14 protein-coding genes, 1 tRNA gene and 1 riboswitch are annotated in these 13,184 nt (G+C 43.5%); of the genes, 6 read left to right on the top strand and 9 right to left on the bottom strand.

Translation table 11 applies throughout. The annotated features are described in order from the left end of the window. Positions 1-10: 10 nt before the first annotated feature. Both QNH15_RS12575 and QNH15_RS12580 read right to left on the bottom strand, forming a co-directional pair. On the bottom strand, positions 11-631 hold the full coding sequence (locus tag QNH15_RS12575) for a DUF47 domain-containing protein (RefSeq protein WP_061969944.1): 621 nt from the start codon (positions 629-631) through the stop codon (positions 11-13). Positions 632-1,161: 530 nt separating this feature from the next. Continuing rightward, positions 1,162-1,238: transfer RNA gene (locus QNH15_RS12580), tRNA-Pro, on the bottom strand. Between the two features lie 123 nt (positions 1,239-1,361). Here QNH15_RS12580 and QNH15_RS12585 point away from each other — a divergent pair. Beyond that, a complete protein-coding gene (locus tag QNH15_RS12585; RefSeq protein ID WP_283895067.1) occupies positions 1,362-2,027 on the top strand; it encodes a GDSL-type esterase/lipase family protein in 666 nt (221 codons plus the stop codon). Here the strand turns inward: QNH15_RS12585 and QNH15_RS12590 are convergent. Then, a complete protein-coding gene (locus QNH15_RS12590; protein ID WP_283895069.1) occupies positions 2,008-3,873 on the bottom strand; it encodes a prenyltransferase/squalene oxidase repeat-containing protein in 1,866 nt (621 codons plus the stop codon). The two genes, QNH15_RS12585 and QNH15_RS12590, sit on opposite strands and share 20 nt — an antisense overlap. 72 nt (positions 3,874-3,945) lie before the next feature. Here QNH15_RS12590 and QNH15_RS26195 point away from each other — a divergent pair, with 72 nt between their 5' ends. Next, positions 3,946-4,086, top strand: a complete 141-nt coding sequence (locus QNH15_RS26195; protein WP_430667147.1) for a hypothetical protein — start codon at positions 3,946-3,948, stop codon at positions 4,084-4,086. An 80-nt stretch (positions 4,087-4,166) separates the two neighbouring features. Further along, entirely contained in the window at positions 4,167-4,397 is a 231-nt protein-coding gene (locus tag QNH15_RS12595; RefSeq protein ID WP_430667148.1) for a fructosamine kinase family protein, read from the top strand. On the opposite strand, the gene QNH15_RS12600 is transcribed toward QNH15_RS12595, so the two are convergent. From QNH15_RS12600 to QNH15_RS12610, 3 genes are all read right to left on the bottom strand, one after another. Further along, positions 4,362-4,997: a DUF2238 domain-containing protein gene (locus QNH15_RS12600; protein WP_283895070.1), complete on the bottom strand. Its 636-nt coding sequence runs from the start codon at positions 4,995-4,997 to the stop codon at positions 4,362-4,364. The genes QNH15_RS12595 and QNH15_RS12600 overlap by 36 nt on opposite strands. Positions 4,998-5,120: 123 nt before the next feature. Beyond that, positions 5,121-5,957: a pyrroline-5-carboxylate reductase gene (proC, locus tag QNH15_RS12605; RefSeq protein ID WP_283895071.1), complete on the bottom strand. Its 837-nt coding sequence runs from the start codon at positions 5,955-5,957 to the stop codon at positions 5,121-5,123. Positions 5,958-6,149: 192 nt separating this feature from the next. Beyond that, positions 6,150-6,725 (bottom strand): cysteine dioxygenase, encoded by a 576-nt coding sequence (locus tag QNH15_RS12610; protein ID WP_283895072.1) that lies wholly within the window; start codon positions 6,723-6,725, stop codon positions 6,150-6,152. A gap of 213 nt (positions 6,726-6,938) precedes the next feature. Between QNH15_RS12610 and QNH15_RS12615 the strand changes: the two genes are divergently transcribed. Beyond that, positions 6,939-7,553: a cell wall hydrolase gene (locus QNH15_RS12615; protein ID WP_283895074.1), complete on the top strand. Its 615-nt coding sequence runs from the start codon at positions 6,939-6,941 to the stop codon at positions 7,551-7,553. 32 nt (positions 7,554-7,585) lie between these two features. On the opposite strand, the gene QNH15_RS12620 is transcribed toward QNH15_RS12615, so the two are convergent. Then, complete coding sequence (locus tag QNH15_RS12620) at positions 7,586-8,074, bottom strand: universal stress protein (RefSeq protein ID WP_283895076.1); 489 nt, start codon at positions 8,072-8,074, stop codon at positions 7,586-7,588. Positions 8,075-8,238: 164 nt separating this feature from the next. Next, positions 8,239-8,349, top strand: a riboswitch (SAM riboswitch). A gap of 87 nt (positions 8,350-8,436) precedes the next feature. Here QNH15_RS12620 and metX point away from each other — a divergent pair. Further along, the gene (gene metX, locus QNH15_RS12625) at positions 8,437-9,519 is read left to right on the top strand and encodes a homoserine O-acetyltransferase MetX (RefSeq protein WP_283895078.1); all 1,083 of its coding nucleotides are present in this window, start codon (positions 8,437-8,439) and stop codon (positions 9,517-9,519) included. 39 nt (positions 9,520-9,558) lie between these two features. Here the strand turns inward: metX and QNH15_RS12630 are convergent, their stop codons facing one another. Next, the gene (locus tag QNH15_RS12630; protein WP_283895080.1) at positions 9,559-11,157 is read right to left on the bottom strand and encodes an MDR family MFS transporter; all 1,599 of its coding nucleotides are present in this window, start codon (positions 11,155-11,157) and stop codon (positions 9,559-9,561) included. 179 nt (positions 11,158-11,336) lie between these two features. Next, positions 11,337-12,089 carry an enoyl-[acyl-carrier-protein] reductase FabL gene (gene fabL, locus QNH15_RS12635; protein WP_283895082.1) on the bottom strand — a complete coding sequence of 251 codons (753 nt, stop codon included), beginning with the start codon at positions 12,087-12,089 and terminating at the stop codon, positions 11,337-11,339. 167 nt (positions 12,090-12,256) lie between these two features. Here fabL and QNH15_RS12640 point away from each other — a divergent pair, with 167 nt between their 5' ends. Continuing rightward, positions 12,257-13,147, top strand: coding sequence for an ATP-binding protein (locus QNH15_RS12640; RefSeq protein WP_283895084.1), 891 nt, complete (start codon positions 12,257-12,259; stop codon positions 13,145-13,147). Positions 13,148-13,184 lie beyond the last annotated feature (37 nt).

The raw sequence follows: 13,184 nt of genomic DNA on the forward strand, positions 1-13,184 counted from the left end.
CAATCACTCCTTAGGCATTTCGCATGATGATAGTTTCGAGAGTATCGGCCACGTCTTCTGTGCTGTCAGAAATCGCTTCAAGAAGCTCATAAAGCTCTTTATACTGAATAATTTTGATAGGGTCCTTTTCCATGCTGAACAAGTTTTTGATACTTACACGAAGAAGGTCGTCCACTACAGATTCAAGGTCATTCAATTTAATCGCATGAGGACGGATTTCCATTAGTTTTTTCTTGTGAAGCAACTTGGCAGATTCGGCAACTTCATAAGTTGCTTCGAGAATGTGTCCTGCGAACTTCACCATGTATTGGTCGGGTTTAACAATATTGTACATTTCGAAGCGGGAAGCACATTGTTCCATGCCGTCCAGGATATCATCCATTTTATTCGCAAGTTCCAAAATGTCTTCACGTTCTAAGGGAGTAATAAAGGTTTTATTTAAACCGATAATGAGCTCATGAATAAAGTCATCGCCCTTGTTTTCGTATTCTTTCATTTTTCTCGCAAATTCTTTCAAATCTGCTTCGGAACCGATTTTAAAATCCACAAAGTACTGAGCGGAGTCACGAACGTTATCTGCGATGCTTGATAGTAAGTCCAGAAACAAATCCTTTTTTGATCCAAAAATCATTGACTAAAACCTCCGTTTGTTAAGAAAAAGTAAATTTACCCTAAATATTTTGTTAACCCAAACCATTCGTAATTATAACTTTAATGATTGTAAAGATAAACAGCTTTTACAATTTGAAATAAAACATTTACAAATGCTTTACAATTCAAAAACATTCACCTATAAAGTATACCCCCTAAGACATAAAAACAGCAGCCCCCGCTGCTGTTTTTTGATTATGTACCCGGTCGAAAAAAAGGATCCAAAATCTGCTATCTATGCAGTCCATGTATGAGAAAGTGCAGATTCTATAAGTGTTTAATACCATTTTTCCCTACCTGAATTCAGTTTAACCACAAGCATAATATGTAGTCAAGAATTGAAGACAGGAGCTCTGAATGTAAGCGTTTCAATAAGAAGTTGGTTGAAAACCATAATAAAAAAGACCACCAACTGTATGTTTTCAGAAAGGGTCTTTATGAGCAAAACGGGATCGGGAAGGAAGAAAATCACTGCTTCAAATCCCGTGATGTTATTTAAATTTAGTGCACTGGTCGGGATGACAGGATTTGAACCTGCGGCCTCATGCACCCCATGCATGCGCGCTACCAAGCTGCGCCACATCCCGTAAATTAATTAAAATATATCATCCCATCAAAATAATTGGCAAGAAATTTATTCGGAATTTTCGTACCTCTTTCCCTCTTTCTTCATATTTTATAAATAATTGAGTGCGAAAGGTGCGAGCACGATGGGCTTATCTTGGAAAGTGCATTCTCATTATACTGCCTTGGGGGACTCCATTTCCGTAGGAATCGGTTCTTCTGATGAATGGGGAAGCTTTGCTCAAAGGTATCATCTGTTGACCGAGCATGCGTTGCTTAAGTCGTACGACCTTCATAACTACTCCAAAAACGGGTATACGACCCAGGATGTTTTGGCATCCATTGAGGAACCGAAGGTGAGAAAGGCTTTGCAACGGTCGGAAATTATTACGATAACCGCCGGAGGAAATGACTTGATCAAAGCCGGAAAAAAATACTTGTTAAACAAACAAGAGGCAGAACTGCACATGACGTTAAAAGAGTGCCAAAAAAATATGAGCCATATATTGAAACAGATTATTCAGCTTAAAGAAAAAGGAAGAAGCAGCTATATTATCCGGCTGACGAATATTTATAATCCTTACCACCGCTGGGACACCGCATACAAATGGGTCAGGCTTTTCAACCGCCATATCGAGAGCTTTCAAACCTTGCCGAATGTAAAAGTGGCGGACATTTATTCTTTATTCGTTGGACGTGAAAAAGAACTTTTGTCCTGGGACAGCATCCATCCGAACAGCGTCGGGCACAGGGTGATCGCGCAGGCTGTATACGACACAGGGTACGGGCGGCTCAGCCCGCACCTTGACTGACGTATTTCGTATGCACATGGCTTAAAGCCAGAAGAGGATAGATATGGCTGTAGCTGTGGTAGATCACATAATTGTAGCCTGGGAGGCCGGTGCCTGTCGGATAAGGCTGAGTTCCTGGCAGATCGTGTGCATGAAGCAGATATCGGACCGCTTTTTCAATTTCGGGGGTAGGCGCGGAATGCAGACAGGTAAGACTGTCTAGTGCCCAGGAGGTTTGGACAAGGGTTCCATAGGGAAGTGGCGTATAGGTTTGATAAATATCACTTGCACACGATTCCCCCCAGCTTCCGTTATCATGCTGAACGTTACGGATCCACTTCTCAGCTTTTTTTAAATGATCATTATCCTGAAGGGAATGGCCTGCCGCAGCCAAACCGGTAACAGCGGCCCATGTTCCATACAGATAGCAAACTCCCCAGCGGCCGAGCCATGATCCATCAGCTTCCTGATTATGATGTAACCAGTTGACCGCTTTCTGGATGGATGTGTCATTTAGGGTGAGCGGACTGTATGTTCCAAGAAATTCGAGGATCCTGCCTGTCATGTCTGCAAACGAAGCATCAATTAAGGCGTCATACGCATGGTCTATGGGAAGCTCCCCAAGCCATGCTTTATTTGTATTTTTTTCGAAGGATGCCCAGCCCCCGTCATCATTTTGCATGGCTAAAAGCCAGTTGATTCCCTTTTGCCAGGAATGAAGAATCTGGCCAGAATAATGGGCAAGAACAGAAAGCGGCCGCAATGCTGCCTGGGTATCATCCGGATCAGGGTGAATTGCATTGCTTTCCGAAAATCCCCATCCTCCCGGAGCAGCTTCTGGACAGTGGTACTGCCAATCGCCTTTTTCGGTATGCTGATGTTTCAGTAAAAAATGGATTCCTTGTTGGATACACGGGTCTGCAGGTGACATTCCTGATTCCAGCAAAGCGTATAAGCTTAGGGAAGTATCCCAAATAGCTGAGGGCGAGTTTTGGACGATGTAATGCTGCCCATTGTAGCAAAGTAGAGAAATGATGCCGTAAATCCCATTCTGGATAACGGGAGAATCCATGGAGTATCCCAAAGAGAGAAGTCCATATACCATAAAAACAGTCGAAATAGCATAGCTGAGCAGGGTTCCGTCCTTCTCGATTCGGTTTAACATATACTTTTCCAGCTTTGCATCGATCGAGTCGGAAGGAACGGCATGATCGCTAAAAAAGCGGATAAAGGATTGATTTTCAATTTCCTCCCAGCAGCTTTTGCTGTCGCGGGAGGGAGCTAAATCGGCAAGGTATTCTTTAGAAGGGTGAGATATTGAAAATTGGTTTCTCATGCCAGCAATAATGGGTACAAAATGGATGCGGGCGAAACTGCTAAAGTCAAAAAACTGAAGCGGTGATATGGCCGGCAAATTCATTAACAGGCCGGGATCAAAAGGGAGACGGGGCCAGGGAAGTATTCCATTCATTGACAAAAAGGCTTTGGTCAGTAAAGTTGCTTTTTTTAAGCCTCCTTCTGACAAAATAAAGCTTCTCGCCCGCTGCATGTTTTCGTCATGAATGTCCTGCCCATAATAGCAAAGCGCACAATACGCTTCGATGGTTACAGAAAGATTGCCTTTCTTTTCATCAGGGTAAACTCTCCATGTGCCATCGGAAGATTGTTTGGAGAGAATCCGCCGGGCAAGTACGTCTTTCAGATGATGATCCTTCCAGTTAAATAGAACAAGCAACACCAATAAATATGCATCCGTGGTTACCGGGTTTTCAAAACAAAATCGAAAAGAACCATCCTCCTGCTGCATGGAAAGCAGCATATTTCGCCTGGCGTGGATGCCTTCTTTTAATCCAATGAACATTTGCATCTATCTTCACCTTCTGCTCCATTCGTTTTAAATGCATGATCTTCAAACTATATGAAACAGGTGGTGTTGTTTATGTTTCAAGACAAGTTGATTCAGCGTATTTCTCCCTATTTAAAACAAGCGCCAGGTGCAATTAGGGTTAAAACCATCCATGGCAGGAGGTATGAGAACCTCCTGAAACTGATGGATGATTTGACACAATGGATTCCTTAGCAGCCGGAAGTCTCATTGCTTCATGGGGATTTGTGGGGGAGGAAACTGGATGAGTGATTCAAAGGGAGAACCGGTGTTAATTGATCCGGCCATACTTTACGGGGCACAGTGAGATGGATCTGGCGTTTACCGAACTGTTTGGAGGATATTCTCCTTCCTTTTATGAAGCGTATACATACTATCGTCCGCTCGGACAAGACTATGAGGATCGGAAAGAATTGTATCAGCTCTTTTACCTCGTGCATTTAAATTTATTTGGAGAAGGATACGGTTCATCAGTTGACCGCGTCCTGCTTCGGTTTCAATCCTGACTCAGACATTTTTCTGTCATGAAAACGGGTGAACAGGATTAAACACACAATGGCGCCCAGAAAGGCGAGGCTCATGTCCCATTGGGAGTCCCATAGATCCCCCTGTGTGCCCAAAAAATCCTTTGCCGGTGTACCGGCGATTTTTGCTGTCAGCCATTCAACAATTTCATACAGGGCAGCGATGGACATGACAAAACTCATGCTGATGGCGCTTGTCCAAAATTTGTTCTTTATACCCGTTGAACGGAAGAGCACTTCCCGAATGGGCAGAATCGCAAACCCTTTCAAAAAATGGCCAAATCGGTCGTAATCATTCCGCTGGAAGTGGCCGGCTTTTTGGATGCTTTCAAACAAAGGAACATCATCATAGGTATAATGCCCTCCGATAAACATCAAGAGAATCAAAACAGTAAGGACTGTATAAGAGAGAGTGGTCAGTGAAAAACGATGATACGTGAAGAGAAGAACAAGTAACAATGCCACAGCGGGTGTGACCTCTAGAGCCCAGGTAAAGTAATCCCGGGGTTGAATCGCTGACCATATAAAAACAGTGGCTATGGTTGCCAAGAGAATCATATCAATGATCTTAAAACGAGGCATGTTGTGACAGCTCCTTCCGTTTCTCTCTAACAGTATGAAGAAGAGCAGGGAAGGCTATACCTTTAATTACTCCAAACAAAAAACGATCACCCCAAAATGAATTGGGATAATCGCGTTGCAGTTTTAAACAGAAACTTTCTCAAATTCCTTCCGGATTTCAGCTGACCTTTTCTTGGCACTTAGAATGGCTTCTGAAAATGCCTGTCCTGCATGATTTTCACGAAGGGCATCAAGTCCGGCGGCTGTTGTCCCGTTAGGGGAAGTTACTCTTTTTCTTAAGGTTTCCGGATCAGCATTTGTATCAAGCACCATTTTGCTGGCGCCAAATATAGTTTGGGCAGCAATCTCTCTTGCCATGTCTTCATCCAGTCCCTCGGCCACCGCTGTTTTTTCAATATGCTCAAGAATGTAATAAATATAGGCTGGTCCGCTTCCCGCAATTCCTGTGAAAACGTCCATTTGCTCTTCATCAATTACTTTTACTCTTCCGATCGCAGAAAACAACGCTTTGGCCAGTTCAATATGCTCCATAGATACCGAATTTCCGCCTGTTATAGCTGTGATTGATTCTCCGATCGTACTTGACGTGTTCGGCATCACCCGGATCACCGGCTGTCCTTCTGGAAGCAATTCTTCCATATAAGAAGTCGATATACCTGCTAATACCGACATGATGATTTGGTTTGAATTCACATGAGGAGCAAGCTCCAACAATGCATTTTCTGCATCTTTTGGCTTCATGGCCAAAAGAATGACGTCGGCTTCATCAATTTTAGCTTCATGGTAGGGCAACGCCCCGACCTTGTATTTTTTCATGAGTTCAATTCTTCGTTCTTCATTTTGTTTGTTTGTCATTGTAATGTTGCTGGCAGGCAGCTTATCCTGTGTGACCATTCCGGCAGCAATTGCTTCTGCCATTGAACCTGCTCCAATAAAAAGCACTTTCTTTTTTTCTAACATGCAACCTCTCCTTATAGCCGTGTAGTCAATTTCATCATATAAGTTCTTATCTTAACACGATGAGAGAGAGTTTCAACCCTTAAGAGTGGACGTGAGGAGGTAAGGGTAAAAAAGAAATAAAACGGTAGGAAAAAGTGGACTGCTTTGTGCACAAGGTCTTAAATGACCTGAAATCATGATATATGAAATGATTTAAGTTTCAATTTCCCATGGCCCTTTTAGACGAACCGTTTTAAGCTGCTGCTTTTGTTCCTCTGGCCACCAGGCACCGCAATCCTCGGATACGATACAGACCGCGCATTTATTTAAATCATAGACCTTCATCCCGCTGATTGGTGGTGTATAAACGTGCAGTGTAATCAAAGGCTCTTCTCCTCGGGATCCCATTTTATGAATCATTCCTTTGCCCACATTCAAATAGGAACCGCTTTTTTCTTTCCGATTTAATCTCTCCAATGGAAGGCTGGCAGGAGAAATCTCATAAATCCAATGGTCTGAGCTGCCAGCAATAATCTGAACCCAACCATAGGACTGGCCATGATCATGAGGAGCACAGTCGAGATAAGTTGACCATTGCATAACAAGAATTTCAATGTGATCATTCTGATAAAACATCTGTCTTCCGTAAGGTTTATTGCCCGGTTCTTTTAAGAAAGGGGTTACATCCTCGAGGCGGACATCCAATTGTTTAATGGCCGTTAAAAGCTGTCTGGAAGAGGGATTATGCATGGAACCAAAAAGCATTTCAATACGTTCTAGAAGGGTCACGCTCTTCATCCTCTCTGATCGCTTTTTATTTTAGTTTATGAGGGGGACAATATGTTCATGTAAAAAGACAATCTGTGAGTCAATGGTCACAAAATAACATGATTACCCGAAACCTACCTCCTAGGGACTGCGATAGGTAAAAACGTCCGCATTTTGTCTAGAATCATCATTTTCACCGCAGACGAAATTTTACGACTCAAGGAGGAACGATTCATGTTTAAAAAGGTGAGTATCATCACAGGAATCACAGCCATTGGGCTTTCTATAGCTGGAGGTACAGGAGCCAGTGCACATACCGTTAAAGAAGGGGATACTCTTTGGAAGCTGGGGCAATCCTATAATGTGCCGTTTCAGGAGATCAAAAAAGAGAATGGACTTACCGGCAATTTGATTTATCCGGGACAAAATTTAAAGGTGCAGCCAGTAAAGGGAATAAGCCATGAAAAAACAAACGCTCCATCAGAACAAATAAAAGCAACGCCGGAAGATAAAAAATTGCTCGCTTCTCTTGTTGAAGCAGAAGCAATGGGAGAAAGCTTTGAAGGAAAGGTAGCGGTGGCCTCTGTTGTCCTGAACCGCGTTGATGATGACGGCTTTCCTGATTCCATTCATGACGTCATCTACGACAAAGGACAATTTCAGCCGGTTATGGAGAACAATTTAAAGAAACCTTCTCCCGAGTCGGAAAAGGCTGTAGACAAGGCCTTATCTGGTTATGATAACACGAACGGTGCTCTGTTCTTTTACAATAAAAAGACAGCCGTTAGCAGATGGCTCGATACGAAACCTGCTTGTACGGTTATCGGAAACCATACATTCAGCAAATAATCCATGCCCCCGTCATTCGCGGACGGGGGTTTTTATCGTTGGCTCGTACTTTTGATGCTTAATCCTGAGGATGTAATTTTTTGGCTGTTTCTTGCGATCAGTACGTCACAATTGGCATGGCGCGTAATATACTGTGAGACACTTCCGATAAAAATGCGTTCCATCGCATTTAATCCTGTTGCACCACAAACAATCAAATCTGATTCATGCATGGAGGCAAATGAGAGAATTTCCATTTTGGGCGATCCTGAGTTTGATAAAGTGGTTACATGTGTTAGTCCATGGTTTCTGGCCAATTTTTCATAGTCGTCCAAAAGTGTTCCTGCTGCAATCCGATCTCTGTCCATTTCAATATTAATGGCTCCGGCATCAAGTGGAGCAGCCGGAAGGCGGTCTTCAGTTATGTGTACGATATACAACTTGGCACGATATTCTTTTGCCACTTCAATCGCTCTGTAAAACGCCACTTCCGATGAACGGGAACCGTCAACACCAACCAGGATTCTTTGGTAAGAAGGCATACCCTCACCTCTTTTGGAATATAGTATACTTAAGTTTTACCCGCTGGAGGAGGAAGGCAAACACGAAGACAAACAATAAAAAACTTTCGGAATTTAATTGACAAATTTGTAAGACTGCTGTATTTTTGAACGTATTAAAGTTGTTCATAAAAACGAATAGTAAACTCTTATCAAGAGTGGTGGAGGGACTGGCCCGATGATACCCGGCAACCTGCAGAGATTATTCTGTACTGGTGCCAAATCCTGCAAAGGTAAAACACTTTGACAGATAAGAGACGGTACAACCCCAAAATGGATGATTGCACCTCTCTGAATCTAAAAAGAGAGGTGTTTTTTGTTTGATAAAATCGGAGGGATATCTGATGGCAAATGCACAGGCAGCAATTGGAAATGAAGTGGCAGAAATAGGGAATCTCGTTCTGGAATCCGGCAAAACATTAACTGATGTTCATATTGCCTATCAGCGCAAAGGAGCGGCTGATGCTCCGGCTATTTTGGTGTGCCATGCACTTACAGGAAATCAATATACGATGACGACAGAAATTGGACCTGGGTGGTGGGAAGGACTCATTGGGCCAGGCCAATATATCGATTCAGAAAAATACCAGGTGATTACGACCAACGTTCTTGGCGGCTGTGAAGGGACGACAGGACCGCTTTCCATCAACCCTTTGACAGGGGAGAGATATCGCGGGGATTTTCCGCTCATTACCATCCGAGACATGGTTAATGCTCAAAAACGATTGCTTGAAGTTCTTCACATTCATTCCCTTGACACAGTCATCGGTGGATCGCTTGGCGGGATGCAGGTTATGGAATGGGGCTTGCTCTACCCTGATTTTATGGACCGTTTGATTCCCATTGCGGTCACACCTGCCTTAAGCGATTATGCCATTGGTTTCAATGCCATTGGGCGAACGGCGATTGTGAGTGATCCGGAATGGAATAATGGGAACTATTCATCAGAAGTGTCACCTGCCAAAGGGCTTGGCATTGCCAGAATGATTGGAATGCTGACCTACCGTTCGGGAACGTTATTTAATCAGCGGTTTCAACGGGAACAAACGGAAGAATGGTATTCCATATCAGATGAAGCTTCGTTTTCCGTTGAGACTTACCTGCATTATCAGGCCCAAAAGCTGTCCCAGCGGTTTGATGCCAACAGCTACCTGACCTTACTGAAAGCGATGGACAGCCATGACATTGGCAGAGGAAGAGGAGGCATCCATCAAGCAAGCAAAGGATACAGGGCAAAAATGCTCTGTCTCGGATTTACAGAGGACCTGTTATATCCGCCGGCGATGATGAAAACTTTTACAGAAAGCGTGAACGAAGAAAGCCAAAAGGCCCTCTTTCATGAAGTGAATACCATTTTTGGCCATGATGGATTTTTAACAGAATTCGAAAAATGGGGCCCGTTTCTGGAAGGTTTTTTTTCCGAATAAAAAAGACATGAAGCGAAAATAGCTTCATGTCTTTTGGTTTTAGAGTTCTCCTGCAGCTTGATCCGCCAAAGGAACCGTTGTTTCCTGTTGCGTAGGTTCATTTTTAATACGGCCGCTGCCTACAGAAAGGGCAACAATAATACCTGCCCCGATGAAAATAAGGCCGGTCATAAAGACGGTCGTAAACGAACTGCTCCAAGCCGTTTGAATGGAGTGGATCACCGTACCTTTAATTGAACCCGGAAGTTTAAGCATATCTGGATGAATTAGAAGGCTGAACAAGGCATCTGTTTTATCTGCAAGTTTTTGGAAAATGCCTTGAAGCATCGGATTGCTCTGTTCTTTTACTACATCTTTCATGTTGGTCTCCAGAGAGTGGTTCATAACGACGTTCAAGACAGTAATGCCGATTGTACCGCCAATGGAACGGAAGAAGGTGGATGCCGATGTAACAGCACCGAGTTTCGTTTTCGGAAATTCATTCTGTATGGCAATCATAAGGGTAGGCATAACAAGACCCATGCCGAATCCCATGATAATCATATAAGCATAAGCTGTAATTTCTTTAGATTCCACGCCCATTGTGCTCATCAAGTAAAATCCGAATGCTGTAATCAGCATACCTGCTGTCAATACAGTCCGGTATGGGAGTTTCAACAAAAGTCTTCCCCCAACGATACTTGCAAGGATAAGGGAGATCATCATTGGCGTCATGGTTGATCCGGCCTGTGTAGGTGTTACACCCAAAATGCCCTGCATGAACATTGGAACGAACATAATCGCACCAAACATTCCAAGCCCCAGCAAAAAGCCTAATGCATTCGTTGCAGCAAACACACGGTTTTTGAACAAAGTCAGATCAAGTACAGGTTCTTTTGCTTTTCTCTCCACGAACCCAAAAACGATCATCAGCAGGATCGATGAACCAAAGATTAAAGCACTTTCGAGCGATCCCCATTCAAATTTATCTCCACCAAAAGTGAGGCCGAGCAACAACAGAACGATAGCCGGGATCAGAGTGATAATGCCCCAGTAGTCGATATTGACTTCGTTTTTTGGCCGAACCATTTCGTGTTTCATTCCAATAAAGATTAAAATAGCGGATAACAAGCCAAATGGCACGTTAATCAGGAAAATCCAGTGCCAACTGATGGTATCCACCAAGAATCCACCAATGAATGGACCAATGACAGAGCTTAAACCAAAAATGGCACCGAAGACACCCTGCCACTTTGCACGCTGCTCGGCAGTGAAAATATCACCAATGATAGTTTGGGAAAGCGGCATGATCATACCGCCGCCAAGACCTTGAATACCACGGTAAATAATTAATTCTTCCATGGAGCTGGCGGTCGCACAAAGGGCGGACCCAATGACGAAAATGACCGTACCAATCAAATAAAGCAACCGGCGTCCATAAAGGTCGGAAAGCTTACCTACAATCGGAATAATAGTGGTGGACGTAATAAGGTAAGCGGTAGTGACCCAGGCGAATATGGAAAAACCGTTCAATTCACCAATGATGGTCGGCATAGCAGTACCGACCACAGTTTGTTCCATGGCACTAAAAAACATACCAATAACGAGGCCCAAGAGGACCATATTACGGTTGATTGAGGGGGTTAATTCATTGTTCATATAGCGTCTCCTATCTTTTATTAAATGAATGCATCACAAAAATGACCCACTGGTCAGTGGGCGAATGCATAACTTATATTATTAATACTTTCCTATTATATTCCTGAAATGACCGGTCAGTCAATCTTTTTTTTAAAAAGAAAAACGCCCCTCGTAACAGGAGCGTTTTTGATACTTTTTTACGCTAAAAGGGACAGCCCGCCATCCACAATAATGGTCTGACCCCTGATCATGCTTGCAGCAGGGGTGCATAAAAAATACACGGTTTCCGCAAGATCTGCCGGCTCAACAATGCGGCCCGCTGGATTCTTTTGTTTCGCTTCATCCAATAATTCCTCGCGGTTGGGGAAATGCTTCAATGCATCTGTATCAACCGCACCGCCGGAAACGGCATTAACCACAATGTTCATGGAAGCCAATTCTACCGCCAAATAACGGGTGATTGCTTCAACAGAGGCTTTGGACACCCCGACAGCAACGTAATTTGGAAGGGCTCTGATGGAACCAAGGCTGGAGAGGGCCACGATGGCTCCTGAACCCGTTTTCTCCATCAGTTTTGCTGCTTGCTGGGCAGCAAACAGGTATGCTTTTGCATTAATATCCTGTGTCCAGTCCCAATGGGATTCTTCGATTTCCATAAGAGGGCGCAAGACACCGGAAGCCGCATTGTTGATGAAGACGTCCAAACGGCCAAATGTTTGGTCCACTTCCGTAAACAAGGCTTTAATTTGTTCCAGGTCACCTACATTTGCTTTTACAATATGAACGGTAATTCCGTATTTTTCTTCAAATTCTTGCTTCGTTTGTTCAGCATCTTTCTTTTTTCTCATAAAATTCAAGACAAGATTGTATCCTTCAGCCGCAAACTTTGATGCGATCGCCTTACCGATGCCTCTTGTTCCGCCTGTGACTAGAGCTACTTTTTTACTCAAAAAAACACGTCCTTTACGTCATTTAGCACTTGGTACTAATTCTAAATTCTAAAGAGATTCAAGGGTAATGTCAATGCGAGGGAAAACCAGGTATTTGAAAGGACATGGGAAGAGAGATACTATATAATAGGTGTTTACAGTTTATATGGATGAAAGGAATTTTTCCCATGAGTATAGATGATTTGAATTTGCCAAATGGATTATTGGAAAAGCTGAACAATTTCAGAAATAACCTTGTAAACCGAACAAGTGATTATCAGCATTTGATCGGGAACAAAGGGTATACCTCAGAAAATCAGGAGATCGTAAGTGACGCCGTCATCTCACTTCTGATGGGTAAAAATGTCTTGTTAAAAGGGCCAACCGGTTCAGGAAAAACGAAGCTCGCAGAGTATTTATCATTTCTCTTTAAGCAACCACTCCACTCGATCAACTGTTCAGTGGATCTTGATGCGGAAGCATTGCTTGGCCACAAGACGATCACCTATGAAAATGGCCATTCTGAAATTGAATTTATACCAGGGCCGGTGACAAAGGCCGCCGTAAACGGCCACTTTTTATATATTGATGAAATTAACGTTTCCAAGCCGGAAACCTTGCCGATCCTGAATGGGATTCTGGATTACCGGAGAACGGTGACCAATCCGTTTACCGGCGAACTGCTTAAAGCGTCTGAAGGCTTCAACGTCATTGCAGCCATTAATGAAGGTTATATCGGCACCGTTCCATTAAATGAAGCGTTAAAAAACCGGTTTGTAGTGATTGAAGTGCCGTATATACAGGGAGATACACTGTATGAGATGCTTCTCAACCAGTCTGAGCAGAAGGATGAAGAATTATTAAAGTCATTTGTTCAGTTTTCTGCTGATTTGGTTCAGCAAACCAGCACCGGCCAGCTCTCGGAGGATGCAGCATCCATCCGGGCGTTGCTTGATGCCGCAGATCTTTCTGCATATATGCCTCCAAAACGCGCCATACAAAGAGCGGTTACCGATAAATTGGAGGATGAACGGGAAAGGACACTGATCCACAACATCGCCGACACTCTTTTTCTTTAGTTCATTGACCAGTTGGTTGGAGTGGAAGGTGCGAGAC

Origin of the sequence: Fictibacillus enclensis (assembly GCF_030123385.1) — a bacterium.
GTDB lineage: Bacteria > Bacillota > Bacilli > Bacillales > Fictibacillaceae > Fictibacillus_C > Fictibacillus_C enclensis.